Here is a 21,149-nt window from a genome sequence, read left to right on the forward strand (position 1 = left end):
ACAGGCTTCGCGCACGGATGCGATGCCAGGCGGCAACACCCCGGAGCGCGTGCTGGATGTTCGCGTGACGTTCTTCCGGAAAATGGCGTTGCTGCTCACTGAAGTTTCTATTCTACGAAAGTGAGACGCCTTGAGCACCGCGAGCCCTCTCCCCCTGCAGCCGCTACCCGCTGGCACCGTTTCTGAAGAGGAAGCACGCGCCCTCAAGCGTGAGATTGCCAACCGCCTGGCCGAGCACCGCCAGCGTCGCGGTCGGACCGCGGAGACACAGTCCATGCTGCCTATGGAGACGCCCGCACCGCGCCATCGCGTTGCGGATTCCGTGGCGGCTCGCTTTGCCCGTTCCGTTTCCTATAGCGATTTTTTGAAGCAGGAGGCGGAAGCCGCCATCCGGCAGGCTGAGGCAGCCGCCGAGGTCGCCCGTCGCAATGCAGAGGCCATTGCGGCCGCGCAGATGCAGCTTCTGGAAGAGATTGAGCAGTGGAACGAACCGGTTGCGCCGCAGCCGGAAGCTCACGGACCTGCCGAAGTCATTACCTTTGCGGCGCCGGTGGAGACGGAATCGCCATTGGGAATCTCTGAGGCCGTCACCGAAGCCAGGATTGTCATGGCTAAGGAGCCTGTGAGCGTCGCAGAGCCGCCGATTTTGACCGTGCAGGCGGCAGAGCCAGCCGCGCCTGCCGTGGTGGAGGCTGTTGCCCCTGCACCTCCAGCTCGTCCTGACTTCGCGCAGGTGTTCACGGCTGCGGTCAATGAGATTCAGGAAAAGCCAGCAACGCTGGCAGAGCGTCTGGGACTGGCCACTGGGCCACTGGACTCAGCCGTGGCGCTGCCGACGAACCTGATTGAATTTCCGCGCCAGCTTGTGGCCGCACGCAAAGCTCGTCCGCGCTTGGCGGAGGGTCCTCTGCGTGACGAAGCAGATGCCGCGCCGGAGCGTGCACAGCTTCGTATCTTTGAAGTGGAAGCCAGCGCTGTTTCCACAGAGCCTATGGTGGAAAGCGTTCTGCCGGAGTGGCACACCATCCGTCTGGATGTGGACGCGCCGGTTCGGATGGCAGAGTCGCCGGATGCGCAGATCTCGTTTGCGATGCCGCTGTATGTGGCTCCGGGTAGCCAACGTATGATGGCGTTCCTGGTGGACGCATGCTGTGTGGTCACTGGATTCCTGATGGCGGTAACGGTGGCGGCCTATGCTTCGCCGGTTCTGCCCACGGGGCTGCCTGCGGTCCTGGCGTCTGTGGTGACGTTGTTTGCCTTTGCCATTGGCTACCAGACGCTGTTCTTCTCCCTCAGTGGCACCACACCGGGTATGCGTTATGCGCGCATCGGGCTATGCACCTTCAATGATGAAAATCCCACGCGCAAGGCCATGCTGCATCGCATCTTTGCACTGCTGCTGGCGGGTATGCCGCTAGGGCTGGGACTGCTGTGGGCCTGCATGGATGAAGAAAATCTCGGATGGCACGACCGCATTTCGCGCATGTATCCGCGCGGATATTAATGTGTTCACGATAGGCTGAAGGGGCATGGCATATGAGCTCACCCCTGCTCGCAACCGCAAATTCCTCGTGCTGCTGTGGCTGTTTTTCTATGCCACCTTCACGCTGATTGTTCCGCCACTGCTGGACGATGCCGATTCCGTCCATGCAGAAGTGGCGCGCGAGATGATTCAGCGCGGCGACCCCGTTACGCTCTACGCGAACGGCATCCGCTACCTGGAAAAAGCACCTGTTCTGTACTGGTCCATGGCGGCCAGCATGAAGGTATTTGGTGCGGCAACAGCCGCAGCGCGGTTGCCGCTGGCACTGTTTGCGCTGGCGCTTTTTCTGTTGACGGAAAGCTTTGCGCGCCGCGCCTTTCGCAGCACGCGCGCGGGTATCTATGCGGCAATGTTGTTGCTGCTGTGTTTCGGCATCTTCATCTTCACGCGCATCCTCATCCCGGATGCCATCGTGTGCCTTTGGCTTACGGCTTCGCTGTATTGCTTCTGGATCACGGAGCAGCAGGGCGAACAGCCGTGGCGTCTGCCGGCTCTCGGATTCGGTGCGGCATGTGCGCTGAATATCCTTACCAAGGGATTGATCGGCCTCGTCTTCCCCATCGGCACCATCGTGCTGTATCTGTTGCTGACGCGTGGCTTCATGGGAACACTGCGGCGCGTGTGGAAGCTTCATCCCATCTCGGCTCTGGTGATGTTCCTGCTGGTGGGTGCTCCGTGGCATATCGCTGCTGGCCGTGCGAATCCCACGGAAGGGCATCCCGCAGGGCTGACACATCCCGGCCACATCTTTCCGTTGTTCTGGAAGGGCTGGCAGGTAGGCGAGCCTTCCTACGGCAACGTGCATGGGTGGACGTGGTTCTACTTCATGAACGAACACCTGCTGCGCTACCTGAACCTTCGCGTGCCGCGTGACTATGACACCGTGCCGCTGCTGCTGTTCTGGGGCTTGGTGCTGGTGTGGATGATGCCGTGGAGTGCGTTCCTGTTTAAGGCAGTGGGCGCTGCGCCGTGGCGTGCCTTCCGTTCGCGCAGCACCGCGCTGTCACTGGATAGTGAGCAGAAAACGCTGCTGCTGCTGACCATTGCGGCGCTGTTGCCGCTTGTGTTCTTCTCGTTCTCCACGCGGCAGGAGTATTACGTTCTGCCATCGCTGCCGTTCTTTGCGATGCTGATCGGCCGCTGGCTCGATCGCGAAGCCACGGAAGCAGAGGGCGAAGTGATTCCGGCAACGCTGGGCCAAAGCGGGCAACGCATTGCCACTGTCTTGCTGGTGCTGGGCAGCCTTGCTTCTGTGGTGTGTGTGTTCTTTTTGATTCATGCGAAGGTGCCGCCACCAACCTTTGATCTGGCCACCATGCTGCAGCAAAACCCTGGTGAGTATGCGTTGTCCTTCGGTCACTTTCTCGATCTGAATGCAACTGCGATGGGAGCATTCCGCGATCCGTTGATATTGACTGCTGTTGCGCTTTTCGGTGGGACGCTGGCCGCGTGGTGGCTGCGAAAGAACTATCGTCCGCATCACGCCAACATTGTTCTTGGCGTTGCCACGGCAATGTTTCTTGTCGCCGCGCATAAGGGATTGCAGACTTTCGCTCCGGTGCTCAGCAGCGAACGGTTGGCACGAACCATTCAGCCTGATCTTCGCCCGGATGACCTGATCGTGATCAACGGCGAATATGAGTCAGGATCGACGCTCGGTTTCTATCTGCGTCGCGACAACATCCATATCTGGCATGGACGATCCTCGAACCTCTGGTACGGATCGTTTTTCACGGATGCGCCGGATATCTTTGAGACCGATGCATCCATGCGCCTGCGTTGGACAGGTGTACAGCGTGTCTTTGTGTGGACAGAGCCGGGTAAGCTGCCGGCTTTGCCGGGCAGAACTTACATCGTTGCCGAAGGCGGCGGAAAGCAGATCATCAGCAACCGCGACACCGTCTACTAACGTGAACGCGCACGTTCAATCGCGCGCACCACTGCCTTTGATTTATTCACGGTCTCTTCGTACTCGGTCTGTGGAACGGAGTCGGCGACCACGCCGCCGCCGGACTGAACGTAGCCGTCTTTGCCGTGCATAAAGAGCGTGCGGATGGCGATGCAGCTATCCAGGTTGCCGCTGAAGTCGGCATAGAAGATGCTGCCACCGTAGACGCCGCGGCGCGTAGGCTCCAGTTCTTCAATGATCTCCATGGCGCGAATCTTCGGTGCTCCGCTGAGCGTGCCCGCAGGGAAGCACGACTTGAACGCATCAATCGGTGCGAGATCAGGGCGCAACTTGCCCTCAAGCGCACTCACAAGATGCATCACGTGCGAGTAGCGCTCAATGAACATCAGCTTCTTCACTTCAACGGAACCGAACTGGCTGACGCGACCAAGATCGTTGCGGCCCAGATCGACCAGCATGACGTGTTCGGCAGTTTCTTTTACGTCCCGCAATAGGTCTTCTTCTAAACGACGATCGCTGGCTTCGTCATCGCCGCGCGGACGCGTTCCGGCAATGGGATGATATTCAATCTGTCCGCCGTGCACGCGAACAAGCAACTCCGGCGACGAACCCACAATGTGCGCTGGTGTTTCCGTCCTTGCGCCGGGCTTCTTCATGGGGAAGCGCAGGAAATACATGTACGGCGATGGGTTCACGATGCGCAGCGAACGATAAATTTCAAACGGATCGACGCCGGGCTGGCAGTCGAAACGCTGCGACAGCACGCACTGGAAGATGTCGCCTGCAGCTACATAATCCTTCACCTTGGCGACAGCCTTCATGTAATCGCGCTTGGCAGTGCGCGGCGTCAGTTGTAGCGGACCCAGCGGCTTGTGCTTTTTCGTTGCTGGCAGGGGCCCTGCAAGCTGCTTCTCCAGGCGATCCAGGCGGCGAACTGCCTTGGCATAGGCCTTTTCCGCATCCGGCTCGCGCTTCAGATCGGCTGTGAGGATGAGAAAGATTTCCTTCTTCACATGATCGAAGGCAAGCACTTCGTCAAAGAACATCAGGCATGCGTCGGGCACGCCGAGTTCGTCCTTCGCGGTTTCTGGAAGGCGCTCAATCTGCCGCACCACGTCATACGCAAAGAAACCTACGGCGCCTGCCGTAAACGGCGGCAGCCCCGGTAGCTTCGCGGGTTTGTGTTCGCTTAGCGCGGACTTCAGCTCGTGGAAGATGTCGCCTTCGTACTGGCGTGTCTTCTTGCCGTCGATTGCGGTGATGGAGCGGCCACGCGATTCCAGCTTGCGATACGGTCGGATGCCGATGAAGGTGTAGCGGCCAATACGCTCGCCGCCTTCAACTGACTCCAGCAAAAATGCTTCTGGCTCTTCTGCGGCAATGCGCAGGAAGGCGCTCACCGGCGTCTCCAGATCGGCAGTCACCGTGCGATAGACAGGGATGAGCGTGTGCTTCTTCTTCACAAGTGCGAGGAAGCTCTTCAGATCGGGCGTAGCGGAAATGGTACGTGGCATGGCGGCTGAACTAATGGTACTGGAGTGTTCGGATCGCCGTTCAGGGATTCGTGAAGAAGCCGTTGCGCGCCTGTACTCGCAGTGACTTATCTTTGGTTTTCAGTTCCAGCTTGTGGAATTGCCTGGGCTTGGTGTCTGCGGGCAGGTTATAGCCGATTTCGTATTGTGTGCGCAGTTCCTGGGCGATCTCCTCAAAGATATGTTTGAGTGTTCTCCCGGCGCTAACCTGATACACATGGCCACCGGAGGCAGAGGACCATGCCTGCAGATTCTCAAGCCCCGGATCGCCGCCTGAACGTCCAGGGGAGTTGGCGAAGGCGGACTGCGGAAGGCCGCTCCATGCGCTATAGGAAACAGCGTAGATGGGGACATTGTCGCGCTGCGCTTCGGCAATTGCATCGTCGCGTTTTGTAATGCTGCCGTTGTCGCCACCGTCGCTAATTAGGATGATGGCTTTGCGCCCACGAATCTTTGAAAGCACGTTCTTGCTGAGTGTGTAGATCGCATCATTCAGGCGAGTGGCGTTGGCTACCCTCTGGTCGTAGTGCAGCCCATACAGTGCCAGGTGCAGTTTGCCGGGATCGTTCGTCAGATCGCTGTGGGCCAGGACGTTGGCGTTTACCTCAATCAGTGCAGCGCGGTCCTGAGGACGTCCCAGCACCGTCTCGAAGAAGACATCGCAGGCGCGTTGCTCATCGTCAATGAAAGTCCGCTGGCTGCCGCTGGTGTCAATCATCACAATGAAGGTCAGCGGCAGGTCATCACCCTGTGAGAAGTACTGAATCGGCTGCTCTTTGCCATCCTGCTTCAGTAGGAAGTCGTCTTTGGTGAGGCCAGGGCGCGGTTCGCCGGTTTTGTCCGTAACGACTGCGGAGACTTCCACCAGACGCGATGTCACATGCAGTGTCTCCACCGGCGCTTCCTGCGCCAGTGAGGGCAGTGCGAGCAGCAGCACCGGGAAGAGCGTGAGAAAACGCATGGCGATTACACCGCGTGATTCAGAACCTGTGCGTAGAGTGTTGTGTCCACATTGCCGCCGCTGAGAATCACTGCGGCGGGGCCGGGTCTGCGTGCGGTATCCATCAGTAGTGCGGCAAGTCCCAGCGCACCAGCGCCTTCTGCAGCGTTATGCGTTGCAGCGAAGTACAGTCGCATGGCTTCCGCTACTTTTGCTTCCGGCACTTCTACAAAACGTGCCACGCCTTTGCGCATCGCTTCCACGGCTTCTGCATTGGGCTTGCGGCAGGTCACACCGTCGGCAATCTTCGCCGTTACGGGTGCCTCCACGACGTGTCCTGCGGTCACGCTCAGCACCGTTGCACGTGCCTCCGTGGAGGTGACCCCTACGATTTCTGTCGCCAGGCCAAGTCCATCACGCACGGCAATAGCACCGCAGATACTGGAGCCCATGCCCACAGGAACATAGAGTGTGGCAATCTCCGGTTGCGTTTCCAGCAGCTCCAGATGCAGTGTTGCAACGCCGGTGATCAGATCCCGATGCACGCCGGAAACCATGTGCCAACCGTGCTCGTTGGCAAGTGCAACCGCATGGTCCATCGCAGCCTGATAGTCATCGCCATGTTCAATCAGTTCCGCGCCTTGAGAACGCATGGCTGCGTTTTTCTCCACGCTGTTGCCATGAGGCACAACAATGACGGCGCGCAGACCATGTTTGCGTGCGGCAATGGCGATGGACTGGCCATGATTGCCGCGTGTTGCGGAGATCACTGTGTTGACTGAAGGTTCGCGGCGTCGCAGCGATTCCATGTATACCAAGCCGCCGCGCACTTTGAATGCGCCCACAGGCAGATGGTTCTCATGCTTCACCCACACCTGTGTCCCGGCAGCCGATTCAAGCTGCGGCCAGCGAATCTGCGGCGTGGGTGTCAACACGTCGTACACGTGGCGCGATGCTTCACGGATGGTGGCAAGATCGGGCAGCAGGGTTTGCTCAGGCATGGGTTGCAACCATCTCCTCCGTGGAAGGTGTGTCTATAGCACGTGAAACCTGCACATTGACTGCGTAAAACGTGGCTCCGCCGCCAATGTCGGTAACGCGTTCGCTGGTGAGCACGTTGACGCCGTTACCATCGTGCGACAGCTTGTTCCAGCCAAGCGATGTGGCAACTGTGCCTTTGACGACGCGACCTGTGAAGGCAACGCGCAGGTGAATGGAGCCGCGTTCATTGGCTACTTCCACTTCATCGCCTTCGTGCAGATCGCGTGCCGCAGCATCATCCGGATGCATCTCCACAATGTTCAAGCCGATGCGCGCGTCTTCCATGTCGCGATGTTTCGGCATGTTCGCAAAGGTGGAGTTCATCCAGTTGTCCGCTTTGCGCGCCAGCATGCGCAGCGGTTGTGTACTGTCTCTGCGCTCGGGTGCGACGACGTATGCCGGCAATGGGTCGAGCCCCTGTTCCTTAAGCGATTCGGAGTAGAACTCGCCTTTGCCGCTCGGTGTTCTGAACCATGAAGCATCGCTGAAGGGCATGAATTCGCAGCGTTCATTGCGCGGCAGCTTCAGCGGCATCATGTTGCCGTGTGCCTGTAGCGCTTCCATCGTGATGCCTTCGTGCCACGGGTGTTGCGTATCCAATGCTTGCCGGATGAGATCGTGTTCGGTGTCGTGGAAGCATGACTCATCGAATCCCATGCGCTGTGCAAGCTGGCCGAACAGCCACACATTGCTGCGTGCTTCACCCTGCGGCTGCATGGCGCGCAGAGATAACTGCGCAACGTAATGGCCGTATGCTCCTTGGACGTCATCCTGTTCCAGGAATGAGGGCGATGGCAGAACGATGTCTGCGTAGTCCGTGGTGTCTGTGAGGAAACAGTCGTGCACCACGGTAAAGAGATCGTCGCGACGCATGCCGCTCAATACCACATTCTGATTGGGTGCCACGGCTCCGGGATTCGAGTTGTAGACGAACAGCGCATGCACACGCGGTACATCCAGCTCAGTGAGCGCGTGGCCAAGTTGGCTCATGTTCACCATGCGCGCTTCGCGGTGCAGCGGACTCGCGAGCATTAACTCCGGCATCTGCAGCTTCGCGGAATTAAAGCTGAACGCATTCGACGAAGACAGCATCACGCCACCTCCATGATGCTTCCATGCACCTGTCAGCAACGGCAGCATCCCCACGGCGCGCGCGGCTGTGCCGCCATTGTCGGTGCGTTGAATGCCGTAGTTCATGCGGATGACCGCAGGCTTCGTCGTAGCGTAGCGGCGCGCCAGCGTGACGATGGTTTCCGCGTCGATGCCGCAGATTTTCGCTACATTTTCCGGCGCATATTCCGCAGTCATCACGCGTTCGCGCAGCTCTTCAAAGCCATGCGTGCATGCGGCGATGTAGTCGCGTTCTTCCAGGCCGTCGCGCAGAATCACATGCATCATGCTCATGGCCAGCGCGGTGTCTGTGCCCGGTGTGAGTGCAATGTGTTCATCCGCAAGCCTTGCGGTCTTTGTTTGATATGGATCAATCACGACAAGGCGTGCGCCGTTGCGTCGCGCCTCTTCCACAAAGGGCCACAGATGGATGCTGTTGCCGTGCAGGTTCGCACCCCACGCAAGGATGAGTTTTGCGTTTACAAAGCTCTGCGGCTCTGGCCCAATGCGCACGCCGTACACCGCATTCAGCGCCGCTGATCCAGCGCTGGCGCAGATGGTGCGGTCAAGCTGCGACGCACCCAGCCGATGAAAGAAGCGGCGATCCATAGAGCCATAGCCAAGCTGTCCGATGGTGCCTGCGTAGCTGTAGGGAAGCACTGACTCCGGGCCATGCTCGTCGCTGATGGCTTGCAGGCGTTGTGCAATGGTATCCAGCGCCTCGTCCCACGAGATGCGCTCGAATGCGGCAAACTCCTCGCCATGTTTCAGTGGGCCTTTTGGCACATCCGCTTTGCGCTTCATGGGATGCAGCAGACGATCGGGTGCGTACACGCGGTCGAGATATCGCGCAACCTTGCCACAGAGAAAACCACGTGTCACAGGATGTTGCGGATCACCGGTGATGCGGACGACGCGTTCCGTGGCGTTGTCAATCGTGGCGATGATGCCGCAACTGTCCGGACAGTCCAGCGAACAGGTCGCATGGACTGTGCGTGTTGCCGACGCGAGTTCGTTCCCGCTGCCCATGTGATGATTGTAGAAGTTCCTCGCGGTAAAAGAACGGCCAATCTGCAACGGAGGCTTCCGGCAATGCTTCGCATCGTCCGCAGTGTGGTTTTTGTAATCGCAGTGGCAAGCGCGCCGCTGTGTGCCATGGCGCAGCGTCCCGAAGGCGAGCAGATGAAGGTGCTCCCGCAGGCGGAACTGGATGTGGTGAAGGTGTTGCTTTCGCAGGAACGCGCGTGGAATGCGAGTGATATGGATGCGTTCCTCAGCAGTTATGAGAAGTCGAAAGAACTCATCGTGATCAGCAACGGCGTGGCCCACGGTTTTGAAGATGTGGAGGCCACGTATAAAAAGAATTACCCTGACCGCGCCAGCATGGGCACGCTGACTTTCAGCGACCTGGAACCGCACATTCTGGATGATCGTTTTGCCATGGCGACAGGCAGGTACTCGCTGGAACGCGTGAAGAACAAGGGCGGTAATGCGTCTGGCACGTTCTCACTGGTGTTGGAGAAAACTGCGCAGGGATGGAAGATCATTCTGGATCACACCACCTAATTTCCGCATGAGTTACGTGCCGCGAACAGCGCGGCGGGTGCATCCTAAAGACATGCGCGTTCACGAAGTGAAGACCTCCACCCTGAAGCTGGTGTTTGAAGAGGGTGGTCCGAAGAATGGCAGGCCGCTGATGCTGGTGCATGGCTGGCCAGATTCGCCGCGAACCTTTGACAAGCTGTTGCCCGCATTACATGGCGCGGGGTATCGCACTGTGGTGCCGTATCTGCGCGGCTACGGCCCCACGGAGTTCCGTTCGCCATTCATTGGCCGCAAACCGCGGCGTACAGGGCAGGCCGTTGCACTTGCACAGGATGTCCTTGAGTTGGCGGATGCGCTGAAGTGGAAGACGTTTGATTTCGTCGGTCACGATTGGGGCGCGCGCGTTGGCTATACGCTTGCAGCGCTGCATCCGAAGCGGTTGAATCGCATGGTTACGTTGGCGGTAGCGTTTCAACCCGGCTCACTGAAAGCTCCCAAGCTGTCGCAGTCGCAGGCTTACTGGTATCAGTGGTTCCTGTGCACGAAACCCGGCGAGGCCGCGTTCCGCGCCGATCCGCTGGCCTTCTGCAAACGTCAGTGGCAGACGTGGGGACCGGCGGATTGGTTCTCAGAGCAGGAACTGGCCGCTGCCGCGCAATGCTGGACGAACAAGGATTTTGTCGACGTTGCATTGCACTACTACCGCGTGCGTTGGGGCCATGCCGAAGCGGATCCGCAATATGCTGTGCAGCAAGCACGCTACGATGCAACGGTGACGCTGGATGTGCCAACGCTGCTGATTCACGGCATGGAGGATTACTGCGTGTTGCCCGAAACGACGGATGGCGCAGGCAGGCACTTCACCAACGGCTATCGCCGACTGCTGCTGGAGGGCGTGGGGCATTTCCCGCAGCGGGAACAGCCCGAGACGGTAGCCAACGCAATACTGCAACACTTGTGGGAGCCGAAGGGATGAGTGGAGAAGAAGGTTTGATCGTGCGGCATTACCAGGTGGAGGGCCGTGTGCAGGGCGTCGGCTTCCGCTGGTTTGTGCAGCGCGAAGCTGCGGAGATTGGCCTTCGAGGATGGGTGCGGAACTCCCCGCATGGCCATGTGGAAGCGGTCGCCGCGGGCTCACCGGAGCAGATAGCGGAATTGGAGGCCGCGATGAAGCGCGGAAGCCGTGGATCGCGTGTGGACCGCCTCCGTATTCACAATCTGGAAGACAGCGAAGCGGACGCACTCACTGAGTTCCATATTGAAGGTGCGGTTTAGGTCTTTTATCGGTTCCCGTTCGGCGAGAACGACAGTCTGCCATACATAGCAAGGGGGAGGTACCTGACCTACGCCTTGCGCCATTTATCCGGGCCGCCAGCATGCGTATGGCGAACGCGCTCCACATCCGGATGGTCAGCAGGATTCAGTTCTTTTACTTTTGTGATCGCCTCTTCCTGTGTGGCGAAAAGGGCGCTGGCACGTTCTGATCCCTTTGCTCGTACCGCAAACTGGCCGTCCTCATTCTTCTCCACGAAATAGTGTTTTTCCGTCGACATGGCAACACTCCTTTTTGGCTGAGATGCGAGAATGTCGGCCTATGTATCCCTGCCGGCTCGTTACAATAACCACATGTCCCACCTCATCAACTGCGAACCTCTGAAGGACCTCATCCGCACGGTCCCTGACTTTCCCAAGCCCGGCATTCTCTTTTACGACATCACCACGCTGCTAAAGGACAAAGCGGGCTTTGCGCAGATGATTGACGCCTTTGCGGCGTATTACATCGACAAGCAGATCGACCTTGTCCTGGGCATTGAGGCCCGCGGCTTCATCTTCGGACCGGCGATGGCGTATCGCTTGAATGCTGGCTTTGTGCCCGTTCGTAAGCCGAAGAAGCTGCCCGCACCCACCGCTCGCGTGACCTATGACCTGGAGTACGGTTCGGATTCGCTGGAGATCCATCTAGATGCCATCCAGCCCGGCCAGCGTGTGGTCATTGTGGACGACCTGTTGGCGACTGGCGGCACCATGCAGGCTACGGTGCAGCTGGTGAAGCAGCTTGGCGGCGAGATTGCCGGTGTGGCGTTTGCCGTGGAGCTGGACTTCCTGAAGGGGCGCCAGAAGTTCCCGGACGTCGATGTGTACTCGCTACTGCACTACAACGAGTAGAGTTCAGCATCGCTACACGGCTGTCATTCTGAGCGAAGCGAAGAATCCCGAAGCACTCTCAATCACTGAGAATGCTTCGGGATTCTTTCTTGAGAAATTTCAACTATTTCGTTGCTGCCTGCGCCGCCGGGATCCTTCGCTTCGCTCAGAATGACGGGTTATACGGCGGAATTATTAACCGAACAAGATGCAGCTTGGCGATTTCACTGCTGCGCCGGAGACTGTCGGTTGCAGGAATCCCGTGGCTTCATCAATGGGGAACACCAGCACTTCTTCGGTGAACTGGTTGGCACTCAGGAACCAGCGACCTGTGGGATCAATGGCAATGTGGCGCGATTCCTTGCCTGGGTTGGCCATGCGCTGCACTTCCAGCAGTCCGCCGGTTTCCGGGTGAATGGCGTACACCACAAAGTCTTCATGCACGCGGTTGGAGGCGTAGAGGAAACGCAGATCCTTGCCGAAGACGATTTCGCAGGCACGAACGTCCACCTTCGACACACCGGGCGGCAATGTGCGCACGGTGGACAGTGTCGTCAGCGTGCCCGCGGTGGCATCCCATGCAAGCTGGTCAATGGTGCATCCTATTTCGTTGATGTTGTAGACCCACACGCCGTTGGGATGGACGGCAACGTGACGCGGACCATCGCCGGGTGTAGCAAGCCATGCGCCGTGTGCGCTCAGCTTGCCGCTGGGCCGATCCACCTTCAGGATGCGGATGCGGTCACAGCCAAGGTCGTTGATGAAGACGAAGTTGCCGCAGGGCGAGAACGTGGCATCATGCGCGTAGCTGTGGTCCTGGCGCTTCGGATCGGGGCCGTGTTCTGCGGCATCAAAATTCGCCAGTGTCTCCGGTGTCAGCAGTCCGCCGAGCGAAAGCTGAAACGATGCAGCCGATCCGCTGATGTAATTCGCGGCGACGACGACACCATCCCGCTCGTCGAAAGCTACGGCGTTCTGGCCGCCGGTAGAGGCGCTGCTCTGCTGCGTGAGTTTGCCATCGGCGTTTACTGCAAAGGCGATGACTTCACCAAAAGCGCCATCACCCGATGGCTGTGATGTGGTCAGCAGGCTGCCATTTTCGGCAAAACGCAGCCAGCTTGGCTTGGGCACATCGGAAACCCGTTCCGGTTCGGTCAGCAGACCGCGCTCCGTATCGAAGGATGCTGTATAAATGCCGCGGCCACCGCTGCTGGTGCCAATGAAAACACGTTCCTGACTCATTGCTTCTCCTGCTTCTTATGATGCGATTTTTTCAGGCAAACAGCAGGCAGCTTGGCCCGGCAATCTGCACCTGCGATGTGCGCTCGCCCAGTTTTCCTGTCGCGGTGTCGACAGGGAAGACAGAAATGTCGCCGGAGAACTGGTTGGCGCTCAGGAACCACTTGCCGCTGGCGTCAATGGCCATGTGGCGCGATTCGTGGCCGGGGTTCATGCGTTCCTGGATCAACTTCAAGTTGCCGGTTGCAGGATCAATCGCAAAGACAGCGAAGCTTTCGTGGATGCGGTTGGATGCGTACAGGAAGCGGAAGTCTTTCGAGAAACACATCTCGCACGAGCGCGACTGGTCTTTGCCCGGTGCGCCGTTCGGAATCGTGCTCCATGTTCCCTTGGTGGTCAGCACACCGTGCGTTGGATTCCACAAAAGCTGGTCCACGCTCGATCCCATTTCGTTGATGTTGTAGATCCACTTGCCATTGGGGTGAAACGCAAGATGGCGCGGACCCGCGCCTGCCGTGCCTTCCCAGTGGTCTGGCTTGTGCGGCAGCAGTTTTGCTGTTGCGTGATCGAGACGGAAGACGTGGATGCGATCGCAGCCCAGGTCATTCACGAAAACAAAATCACCATCTGGCGACGTGAGTGCGGAATGAGCATGCGCGCTCATCTGTCGGTCTTTGTCTGGCCCATGTTCGCTGGCAGGGAATTGGATGAAGCTTGCTTCGCTCAGCTTGCCGGTCGCATCCACCAGGAACGACGAAACGTTGCCGGGGCCGTAGTTCGCAATGAAAGCTGCACGCGCATCTTTCGATACGCCAATGTGGCATCCGCCACCATCCTGCGAAAACGCACGGCCGATCTCGGAGATAGCATGGCCGCTGCCGATGCGATAACTCACCGCCACGGAGACGCGCTTGCCTGCCGCATTGGGCGCTGTAGCTTGCGCGAAAAGCATGCCCTTCGCAGTGGCAAGAAATCCGGGACTGTCGATCTTTGCGACCAACTCCGGCTGGGTAAGTTTGCCATCGACAAACTGTGCGGCGAAGATGCCGGGCGCAATACCAGAGCCATCGCGCGCGGTGTTGGCGGTGCCAATGAACAACCGCTGTCCTTTTGCCTGTGCTGCCGCGCCACGCAACATCATGCTTGCGCCCACTGCTACTGATCCCGCCAGAAACTCACGCCGTGTCTGCACCCGCTTCACTCCTTTTCAGCGAAGCCTCATTCAGACACTTCGCTCACACGCAGTTTTTCGTCCTTACCAAGATAGCCCTTGCGGCGCAGCCAGTCCTCCATGCGGTCGTGCAGTAGATCCAGTGGCACGCGCAATCCTGCTTCCATCAGGCCATCAGCGAGCGGAAGCGTGTCGTCAAATATCGCGTCGTTGGTGAAGTTGCGCATGGCGAAGCTATCCAGTCCTTTCAGGGGGACAGGACAGGTGGTGCCGTCTTCATGCACTACATGCAGCGCAATCTGGCGTACGAACATGAGAGAGATGGTAGTGCATTCCTGCTAAGCCCAAAGAACATAGCATGCACCCGGCAGCTTGATGCTGCTCACCTGCGCGCTCAGCAAGCCGGTCTTGGGATCGCGCGGCAAGACAGACACATCGTTGCTTCGCTGGTTCGCTGCAATCAGCCAGCGTCCAGTGGAGTCCAGCGTGATGCAGCGGTTCTCCACGCCTTGCGACGGCAGGAACTGGATGCGCCGCAGGGTTCCGTCCGGCTGTACCGCATACGTGACGAAGCTTTCCAGCGTGCGCACGCTGCAGTAAAGAAAGCGACTGTCCGCTGACAGCGCCATGTCTGCGGTGCGGCATTTTGGCGGCGCGTCTAGCGGAAGGGTACTCACGCTTTCGCGGAACTTCAACGTGCCGCGCTTCGCGTCCCAATCCAGCAGGTCCACCGTATTGCTGAGTTCGTTGTTGCAGTAAATCCACTTGCCATTGGGATGAAACACAAGATGCCGCGGCGCAGAGCCGGGCGCTGCTGTGTAGAACGGGGGATCGTGCGGCGTAAGCTTTGCTGTCTCCGCGTTGAATGCATAGACGTAAATGCGGTCGCACCCAAAGTCGTTCACCAGCACAAAGCGGCCACCGGGTGCGGTCAGAATGGAGTGGCTACGGCTGTGCGGTTGCGCAGGCTGTGGTCCGTGGTGGTCCGCGCCGTATTCAATGTGCTCAACATACGGCGAGAGTTCGCCGTTGCGATCAATGCGATAGGTGCTCACGTCGCCGCTGCCCCAGTCGGCCACCATTGCCATGCGTCCACTGGGGTCAATGGAAACAAAGTTTGGGATGCTGCCCTTGGCAGTCTGCTGATTGATGGGGCGCAGAGGCTGTTCTGCATTGCCGGTGATTTCGAATCCCTGCACGGCTGCAATGCCATTCACCACGGTTGTGCTGTAAAGGCGATTGCGCTGGCGCGGGTTCAGCGTCATGGAGTCGTTGCCGGGAAGCTTTGCGGCCATATCCGGTGGTGCAAAGGTGCCGGTCTTCGCGTCGAACGACGTCTGAAAGATGCCCTGCGCTTCCTTGCCCGTGGTGCCGATGAAAGCGGCTTTGCGATGGAGCGACAGCGCGGGCTGGATGGCAAATGAGCGTAAGGCAAAGGCAGTAGCAGGCAGGCCAAAGGCGAAGTGTCGACGATTCATTGCGGGCAGCTCCGGGGATGCGCCACCAGCATACGCTCTTGGGCCGTTTGCCAGGTTTGCTCTGTCATTCTTCGCTTCGCTCAGAATGACAGGCATAGCAAACAGTGAAGGAGCGCCAAGGCGCTCCTTCCGTATCCACTGAATTCAGAAAGCGATTTACAGAGCGCCGCCATCCGCGGGCAGATGTCCGGCGTACTCTTCCGGCTTGATGTTGTCATCGATCACCGGCAGTGCAGGCAGTTTTGCTGTCGATCCGGCTTCGTTGACGACAGCTTTCACGTTGGTCAGTACTTCGTCCACCGTCATGGTGTACATCTCGCGGCCGTTGTCGTAGCCGTTCTGGATGATGGTCTTCAGATACTTGCCTGCAGCCTGCGCTGCGGCGTAATCGGTAATGACGAAGCCAGTGGCGCGCTTCATCTGCACCCAGGCAACGTTCGGCATCGCAATCCATACCGGGCGTCCGCTGACGTCAAAGCGAATGTCCGTGGCGTCCGCATGGCGCGTGGCAATGGCGACAACCGTGCCCTTCCAGACGCAGTGCAACTTTTCTCCGGTCCACTTGTCTTCGACGGTGAAATCCTCGTACATCAGCAGGGGTCCTCTCGCAGCGGGTGCTCCCTTCCAGACTAAGGATTCCTACCCCGATGGGCAAGCTGTGGCGGCCCGGATTGCCGAGATAAATGACATATAGATGACATCTCATTCATCTGGCGGCCTGAAACAAAGAATTTGGCAAAAAAGGGCCTTCTCGGACTGGAAGCGTCCGATGGGGTGCGGGTTAGCGTAGCGAGAGAACCAGAACAGCTCCCTCACCGCTGTCTGATCTGAAGGAGCTTCTTGACGCAACCTCGCAGATGGAATCGGCGCGAATTCATGATGGCCACGGGTGCGGCTGTGTGTCTGGGGGCGCTGGATTCCCATGCGCAGGAAACACCGGATTACACGGTCACCATTGATGCCTGCACCGTGGAGGCTTCGCCGAAGCATATTGTGCGCACCGTGGGATACAACGGCCAGGTTCCCGGGCCACTGCTGCGCCTACGCGAAGGGCGAGCCAGCACGATTCGCATGGTGAATCGCACCAAGTCTGAGGAGATTGTGCATTGGCACGGCCTGCACCTTCCCCCTGCGATTGACGGCGCTATGGAAGAGGGAACGCCCATGGTGGCGCCGGGCGCCACGGTGCAGTTCCAGATGACACCGCAACCGGCGGGGTTTCGCTGGTATCACACGCATACCTTTGCCGGGAACGATTTGAGGAAGGCACAGTACAGCGGCCAGCACGGATTCCTCTACGTGGAATCGGCGAATGAGCCGGGCAACTATGACGCGGAACATTTCCTGGCGCTGCATGACTGGAACGGATATCTGACCGGCGGCGACGACGGTTCCATGAATCCCACGTATGACATCAGCACGGTGAACGGCCGGATGCTCGGCTATGGCGAACCCATCCGCGTAAAGCAGGGGCAGCGTGTTCTGTTCCACATCCTGAACTCATCGCCCACTGAGGTTCACTGGGTCGCGCTGGCAGGGCATACGTTTCATGTCATTGCGCTGGACGGCAATCCGGTCGCCACGCCTTCTTCCGCTGCGATGCTCCGGCTTGCGCCTGCGGAGCGTGTTTCCGCCTGGGTTGAGATGGATCATCCCGGCGTGTGGGTGCTGGGCGAGGTGCGCAAACACATTCAGGCTTCTGGCATGGGCGCGGTCATTGAATATGCCGGAAGCTCGAAGAAACCCGCGTGGCTGCAACCTGCGTCGCTGGAGTGGGATTATGCGCAGTTCGGAGCCGCAGACCCCGACGCGGCGGCTTCCTCAGAAGTAGAAGAGATACCACTCGTTCTTGAGAGCCGTTTCAAAGGGCACGGCGCGCAGGAACGTTGGATGATCAACGGCAAGTCGTATCCCGATACCGACATGCCTGTGCTGGTGCAGGGACGTCGCTACCGTCTGTTCTTTCAGAACAAGAGCATGGACGACCACCCAATGCATCTGCATCGTCACACATTTGAGTTGAGGGAATTGGCTGGCGGGAAGCGAACGCGCGGTGTCATGAAAGACACGGTGCTGGTGCCCGCCGGAGCAGAGACAGCGGTGGAATTTACCGCGTCCAATCCCGGCCTCTCGCTGCTGCATTGTCACCAGCAAAACCACATGGATATGGGTTTCATGATGGTGTTTCGCTATGCCTGAGAGAACAGCACACTGGCGGATGAACGTGCGTGGCTGGTTGCTGATGGCAATGGCGATGGCTGGACTGTGTGCCGCGCATAACGTCATGGCCCAGGGGAATTACGAGATCCAGGTCTATGGCTCGGACACGGTGCCTCGTGGCAACACCATGGTGGAACTGCACTCGAATTTCACTGCAAAGGGCCAGCGGTATGAGTTGCAGGGCGTTTACCCCACCAACCATCAGCAGCACGAAACCATAGAGATTACGCAGGGGCTGAACGACTGGTCGGAGGTGGGGTTTTACATCTTCACCAGCGAGCAGGACGGACATGGCCTGCAGTGGGTGGGCGACCACATTCGTCCGCGCGTTCGTGTGCCGGATGGCTGGCATTGGCCTATCGGTGTCAGCCTGTCCACGGAAGTTGGTTATCAACGCGCGGTCTACTCCCCGGATACGTGGACATGGGAGATCCGACCGATTCTCGATAAGTCGGTGGGCCGCTGGTATTTCGCGGTGAATCCGGCGCTGGAACGTACATGGCACGGACCGGATGTGAATCAGGGGCTGGGGTTTGCGCCGGGAGTAAAGGTCAGCTACGACGTGAACCGTGCAATCAGCATTGGACCGGAATATTACGCGGATTACGGACGCCTGTGGCGATTCGACACTCTGCACAATCAGCAGCAACAGATCTTCCTGGTGACGGATCTGAACGTGTCGCCGAAATGGGAGATCAACTTTGGCGCGGGACTCGGCGCTACGGCAGCCACGGACCACCTTATTGTGAAGTTCATCCTTGGTCGCCGGTTTTCCTGGAAGAAGCCGTCTGAGGTTGAGTAGGGCAGTCTGCTAACCTTACCTTTGGTGCTGTTGCGCCGACCGATTCGCGTTCCGGCTCCGGAGAGGGCCGCCGCATGCCAAAGGATTCAGACTCTTGGACACACCCACCCGCACCCGCACCTCGCCGCTGCCCGTTCACCATGGTCCGCTGGCTGTAAACACCAACTCCAGCAGCACGGCATTCTTTGACCGGATTGCCAATGACCGCAAGCTTGCACTGAACCTGGCCATCGCTGTGGTGGTTGTTGTCATTGCTGTGGTGGCGGGCATTCTGGTGTACAACCACCGCTCGGCTGTGGCTGCGGATCAGCTTTCCGCTGCCATGCAGACTTACGCGGCGCCGATCCGTTCTGCGGAGAACCCGGTTCCCGCCAGCATGCGCAGCTTTGGCTCCACGGATGAGCGTGCGAAGGCCGCGAATGTTGAATTCAAAGCGATTGCCGACACCTACGGCATGACCGATGCGGGACGCAATGCGCTGTATCTGGAAGGCCTGACCGCGCTGCAGACGGGCCAGAACAGCACCGCCGAGGAGCTGCTGAAGAAATCCGCTGGAAGCTGGAACCGCGACATCTCGAACCTGTCGGGATTGGCGCTGGCCGGTCTTTACCACCAGACGGGCCGCACCAGCGACGCTGTGGCAGAGTACAACCGCATCATCGCGAAGCCTTCGAATGTGGTCCCCGCTGGTCTGGCGAAGTTGCAGCTTGCAGAGATGTACGACTCCGATGGCAAGTCCGCTGACGCGAAGAAGATTTACGCGGAGATCAAGGACAAGGACCCAAAGAGCGCCGCTGCCGAAGTGGCCAGCGAAAAGCTGAACGGCCCCGCAGCACGCTAAGTTACACCGTAAAAAGGAACACCGCATGGCGGCTCCCGAGAAACCACCGGCAACACTGGCAGAGTTGATTCGTCGACGCTCCAGCGCCGGAAGGTCAAAGGAGCCGCCATCGCCGTCTGCGGCAAAGCCTCCGGTGGCGGATCGGCTGGGGCAGTTTGGACTGCTCTTTGCCGAGCCTGAGGAAGAAGTCGTTGCCCAAACCGATGAGCCGGAGACACTCCTCGAACCGGAAGAGGTGAAGACTCCGGAACGCAGGTTTTGGTCTGTGGCGGAACTGGTTTCTGCATTGCGCTTTCGCGTGGAGCGCGAATATGCGGATGTGTGGGTGGAGGGTGAAATCTCCAACTGCCGCCCCGCGCCCTCGGGTCATTTGTATTTCACCTTGAAAGACGGCGATGCGCAGTTGCCGGTGGTGTTGTTTCGCCGCGAAGCTGCGCTGCTGAAGTTCAAGCCATCGGACGGTCTGAGTGTGCTGGCGCGTGGGCGTGTCAGCGTGTTTGAAAGCCGCGGCCAGTTGCAGTTGATTGCCAATTCGCTGGAACCGCGCGGCGCAGGCGCTTTGCAGCTTGCCTTTGAGCAGTTGAAGGCGAAGCTGCGTGCGGAAGGGCTGTTTGATGAAGATCGCAGGCGTCCGCTGCCGCCGTTCCCACGCACCGTAGGCGTCATCACCAGCACGCAGGGTGCGGTGCTGCGCGACATTGCCACGGTAGTGCGGCGACGTCATGCACGGTTGAATCTGTTAGTGTTTCCAGCGACTGTGCAGGGGCCGACGTGCGCTGCAGATGTCATGCGCGGTCTGCGGTATTTCAATGACGCACCGGAAGCGCATCGCGTGGATGTGATCGTCATTGCCCGCGGTGGCGGTTCTGCAGAAGACCTGAGCGGATTCAACGACGAGGCACTGGCGCGTGCTATTGCCAGCAGCGACATTCCCGTGGTGTCTGCGATTGGTCACGAGACCGACTTCACCATTGCCGATTTCGTTGCCGATCTGCGCGCTCCCACGCCTTCTGCCGCTGCGGAGATTGTGACTGCGGCGCAGCATCGCATTGAGGAGCGCGTGCAGTCCCTGGAAGCGCGTCTGCTGCGGGCTGTCCGTTTCCAGCAGATGCACGCGCGGCAGCGTTTTCTGCGTGCGTCTGCGGAGGGCGCATTTGCGCGCTTGCGTGACAGCATTAACCGGCGTCATCAACGAGTAGACAGTGCGCGTTTTCGGCTGGAGACGCTTTCGCAGAGGCTTCTGCAAACGCGTTCCACACAGCTTCGGCAGCTATCGGATCGTTTGCATCGGCAGGACGTCCATCGCCGCGTGTTGCTCGCGGTGGCGCGACAACAGCATTTGCAGCAGCGTCTGGAACGCACGGCGGCGGGGCTTGCAGAGCGCTCCCGGCAGCGGTTGGACCGTGCAGAGGCGCGTTTGTACGCACTTTCGCCTACGGCCATCCTGGAACGCGGTTACGCGCTGGTATATCGCGAAGACGGTACGCTTCTTCGTGATGCGTCCAATGTGCACGAGGGCGACACGATTACGGCTCAGGTGGCGCACGGAACCGTCCGCGCCATCGTTAACGGGCGTAATCCTTAAGATTTTCGGCAGGTTTTCGCAAATCCCGCGCCTAGAATAGATACGGCA

At 59.1% G+C, this 21,149-nt stretch carries 20 protein-coding genes; 10 read left to right on the forward strand and 10 right to left on the reverse strand.

The annotated features are described in order from the left end of the window. The first annotated feature begins 130 nt into the window (after positions 1-130). Together JAO32_RS02240 and JAO32_RS02245 are read left to right on the forward strand one after the other, a co-directional pair. Positions 131-1,504, forward strand: coding sequence for an RDD family protein (locus tag JAO32_RS02240; RefSeq protein ID WP_334237059.1), 1,374 nt, complete (start codon positions 131-133; stop codon positions 1,502-1,504). Between the two features lie 25 nt (positions 1,505-1,529). Next, the gene (locus tag JAO32_RS02245; protein ID WP_334237061.1) at positions 1,530-3,452 is read left to right on the forward strand and encodes an ArnT family glycosyltransferase; all 1,923 of its coding nucleotides are present in this window, start codon (positions 1,530-1,532) and stop codon (positions 3,450-3,452) included. Here the strand turns inward: JAO32_RS02245 and trpE are convergent. From trpE to JAO32_RS02265, 4 genes are read right to left on the reverse strand one after another with little or no spacing between them, the layout of a single operon-like run. Next, positions 3,449-4,966, reverse strand: a complete 1,518-nt coding sequence (gene trpE, locus JAO32_RS02250; protein WP_334237063.1) for an anthranilate synthase component I — start codon at positions 4,964-4,966, stop codon at positions 3,449-3,451. The genes JAO32_RS02245 and trpE overlap by 4 nt on opposite strands. Positions 4,967-5,006: 40 nt before the next feature. Continuing rightward, entirely contained in the window at positions 5,007-5,945 is a 939-nt protein-coding gene (locus JAO32_RS02255) for a VWA domain-containing protein (protein ID WP_334237064.1), read from the reverse strand. A gap of 5 nt (positions 5,946-5,950) precedes the next feature. Continuing rightward, a complete protein-coding gene (locus tag JAO32_RS02260; protein WP_334237065.1) occupies positions 5,951-6,925 on the reverse strand; it encodes a threonine dehydratase in 975 nt (324 codons plus the stop codon). Beyond that, the gene (locus JAO32_RS02265) at positions 6,918-9,152 is read right to left on the reverse strand and encodes a molybdopterin-containing oxidoreductase family protein (protein WP_334237067.1); all 2,235 of its coding nucleotides are present in this window, start codon (positions 9,150-9,152) and stop codon (positions 6,918-6,920) included. Before JAO32_RS02265 ends, JAO32_RS02260 begins: the two co-directional genes overlap by 8 nt. Before the next feature lie 15 nt (positions 9,153-9,167). Here JAO32_RS02265 and JAO32_RS02270 point away from each other — a divergent pair, with 15 nt between their 5' ends. The 3 genes from JAO32_RS02270 to JAO32_RS02280 are packed head-to-tail and all read left to right on the forward strand — an operon-like array spanning position 9,168 to position 10,895. After that, positions 9,168-9,641, forward strand: a complete 474-nt coding sequence (locus tag JAO32_RS02270; protein WP_334237069.1) for a YybH family protein — start codon at positions 9,168-9,170, stop codon at positions 9,639-9,641. Between the two features lie 52 nt (positions 9,642-9,693). Continuing rightward, positions 9,694-10,596: an alpha/beta fold hydrolase gene (locus JAO32_RS02275; RefSeq protein WP_334237070.1), complete on the forward strand. Its 903-nt coding sequence runs from the start codon at positions 9,694-9,696 to the stop codon at positions 10,594-10,596. Next, positions 10,593-10,895: an acylphosphatase gene (locus JAO32_RS02280; protein ID WP_334237073.1), complete on the forward strand. Its 303-nt coding sequence runs from the start codon at positions 10,593-10,595 to the stop codon at positions 10,893-10,895. Before JAO32_RS02275 ends, JAO32_RS02280 begins: the two co-directional genes overlap by 4 nt. A gap of 68 nt (positions 10,896-10,963) precedes the next feature. On the opposite strand, the gene JAO32_RS02285 is transcribed toward JAO32_RS02280, so the two are convergent. Next, positions 10,964-11,173 carry a DUF2188 domain-containing protein gene (locus JAO32_RS02285; RefSeq protein WP_334237075.1) on the reverse strand — a complete coding sequence of 70 codons (210 nt, stop codon included), beginning with the start codon at positions 11,171-11,173 and terminating at the stop codon, positions 10,964-10,966. 73 nt (positions 11,174-11,246) lie between these two features. Here JAO32_RS02285 and JAO32_RS02290 point away from each other — a divergent pair, with 73 nt between their 5' ends. Continuing rightward, positions 11,247-11,786: an adenine phosphoribosyltransferase gene (locus JAO32_RS02290; RefSeq protein WP_083347154.1), complete on the forward strand. Its 540-nt coding sequence runs from the start codon at positions 11,247-11,249 to the stop codon at positions 11,784-11,786. A 174-nt stretch (positions 11,787-11,960) separates the two neighbouring features. Here the strand turns inward: JAO32_RS02290 and JAO32_RS02295 are convergent, their stop codons facing one another. The 5 genes from JAO32_RS02295 to JAO32_RS02315 form a co-directional block, all read right to left on the reverse strand. Beyond that, entirely contained in the window at positions 11,961-13,007 is a 1,047-nt protein-coding gene (locus JAO32_RS02295) for a lactonase family protein (RefSeq protein ID WP_334237077.1), read from the reverse strand. 31 nt (positions 13,008-13,038) lie between these two features. After that, positions 13,039-14,196 carry a lactonase family protein gene (locus tag JAO32_RS02300; protein WP_334237079.1) on the reverse strand — a complete coding sequence of 386 codons (1,158 nt, stop codon included), beginning with the start codon at positions 14,194-14,196 and terminating at the stop codon, positions 13,039-13,041. A 26-nt stretch (positions 14,197-14,222) separates the two neighbouring features. After that, positions 14,223-14,489 carry a hypothetical protein gene (locus JAO32_RS02305; protein WP_334237081.1) on the reverse strand — a complete coding sequence of 89 codons (267 nt, stop codon included), beginning with the start codon at positions 14,487-14,489 and terminating at the stop codon, positions 14,223-14,225. Between the two features lie 24 nt (positions 14,490-14,513). Beyond that, on the reverse strand, positions 14,514-15,653 hold the full coding sequence (locus JAO32_RS02310) for a lactonase family protein (RefSeq protein WP_334237083.1): 1,140 nt from the start codon (positions 15,651-15,653) through the stop codon (positions 14,514-14,516). A 156-nt stretch (positions 15,654-15,809) separates the two neighbouring features. Continuing rightward, entirely contained in the window at positions 15,810-16,244 is a 435-nt protein-coding gene (locus JAO32_RS02315; RefSeq protein ID WP_334237085.1) for a hypothetical protein, read from the reverse strand. Between the two features lie 249 nt (positions 16,245-16,493). On the opposite strand from JAO32_RS02315, the gene JAO32_RS02320 reads away from it, so the two are divergent. The 4 genes from JAO32_RS02320 (at position 16,494) to xseA (ending at position 21,101) form a co-directional block, all read left to right on the forward strand. Next, on the forward strand, positions 16,494-17,852 hold the full coding sequence (locus JAO32_RS02320; protein WP_334237087.1) for a multicopper oxidase family protein: 1,359 nt from the start codon (positions 16,494-16,496) through the stop codon (positions 17,850-17,852). Then, entirely contained in the window at positions 17,845-18,675 is an 831-nt protein-coding gene (locus JAO32_RS02325; RefSeq protein WP_334237088.1) for a hypothetical protein, read from the forward strand. The genes JAO32_RS02320 and JAO32_RS02325 overlap by 8 nt, the downstream gene beginning before the upstream one ends. Positions 18,676-18,769: 94 nt before the next feature. After that, positions 18,770-19,516: a tetratricopeptide repeat protein gene (locus JAO32_RS02330; protein WP_334237089.1), complete on the forward strand. Its 747-nt coding sequence runs from the start codon at positions 18,770-18,772 to the stop codon at positions 19,514-19,516. 25 nt (positions 19,517-19,541) lie between these two features. Next, positions 19,542-21,101, forward strand: a complete 1,560-nt coding sequence (xseA, locus tag JAO32_RS02335; protein WP_334237091.1) for an exodeoxyribonuclease VII large subunit — start codon at positions 19,542-19,544, stop codon at positions 21,099-21,101. Positions 21,102-21,149 lie beyond the last annotated feature (48 nt).

It is taken from the genome of Terriglobus sp. ADX1 (genome assembly GCF_036877645.1).
Classification (GTDB): Bacteria; Acidobacteriota; Terriglobia; order Terriglobales; family Acidobacteriaceae; genus Terriglobus.

Coding starts and splice junctions, on each gene's coding strand:
- JAO32_RS02245 (WP_334237061.1), top strand. CDS start 1,530: ATGGCATATGAGCTCACCCCTGCTCGCAACCGCAAATTCCTCGTGCTG.
- trpE (WP_334237063.1), bottom strand. CDS start 4,966: ATGCCACGTACCATTTCCGCTACGCCCGATCTGAAGAGCTTCCTCGCA.
- JAO32_RS02255 (WP_334237064.1), bottom strand. CDS start 5,945: ATGCGTTTTCTCACGCTCTTCCCGGTGCTGCTGCTCGCACTGCCCTCA.
- JAO32_RS02260 (WP_334237065.1), bottom strand. CDS start 6,925: ATGCCTGAGCAAACCCTGCTGCCCGATCTTGCCACCATCCGTGAAGCA.
- JAO32_RS02270 (WP_334237069.1), top strand. CDS start 9,168: ATGCTTCGCATCGTCCGCAGTGTGGTTTTTGTAATCGCAGTGGCAAGC.
- JAO32_RS02275 (WP_334237070.1), top strand. CDS start 9,694: ATGCGCGTTCACGAAGTGAAGACCTCCACCCTGAAGCTGGTGTTTGAA.
- JAO32_RS02280 (WP_334237073.1), top strand. CDS start 10,593: ATGAGTGGAGAAGAAGGTTTGATCGTGCGGCATTACCAGGTGGAGGGC.
- JAO32_RS02285 (WP_334237075.1), bottom strand. CDS start 11,173: ATGTCGACGGAAAAACACTATTTCGTGGAGAAGAATGAGGACGGCCAG.
- JAO32_RS02290 (WP_083347154.1), top strand. CDS start 11,247: ATGTCCCACCTCATCAACTGCGAACCTCTGAAGGACCTCATCCGCACG.
- JAO32_RS02295 (WP_334237077.1), bottom strand. CDS start 13,007: ATGAGTCAGGAACGTGTTTTCATTGGCACCAGCAGCGGTGGCCGCGGC.
- JAO32_RS02305 (WP_334237081.1), bottom strand. CDS start 14,489: ATGTTCGTACGCCAGATTGCGCTGCATGTAGTGCATGAAGACGGCACC.
- JAO32_RS02310 (WP_334237083.1), bottom strand. CDS start 15,653: ATGAATCGTCGACACTTCGCCTTTGGCCTGCCTGCTACTGCCTTTGCC.
- JAO32_RS02315 (WP_334237085.1), bottom strand. CDS start 16,244: ATGTACGAGGATTTCACCGTCGAAGACAAGTGGACCGGAGAAAAGTTG.
- JAO32_RS02325 (WP_334237088.1), top strand. CDS start 17,845: ATGCCTGAGAGAACAGCACACTGGCGGATGAACGTGCGTGGCTGGTTG.
- xseA (WP_334237091.1), top strand. CDS start 19,542: ATGGCGGCTCCCGAGAAACCACCGGCAACACTGGCAGAGTTGATTCGT.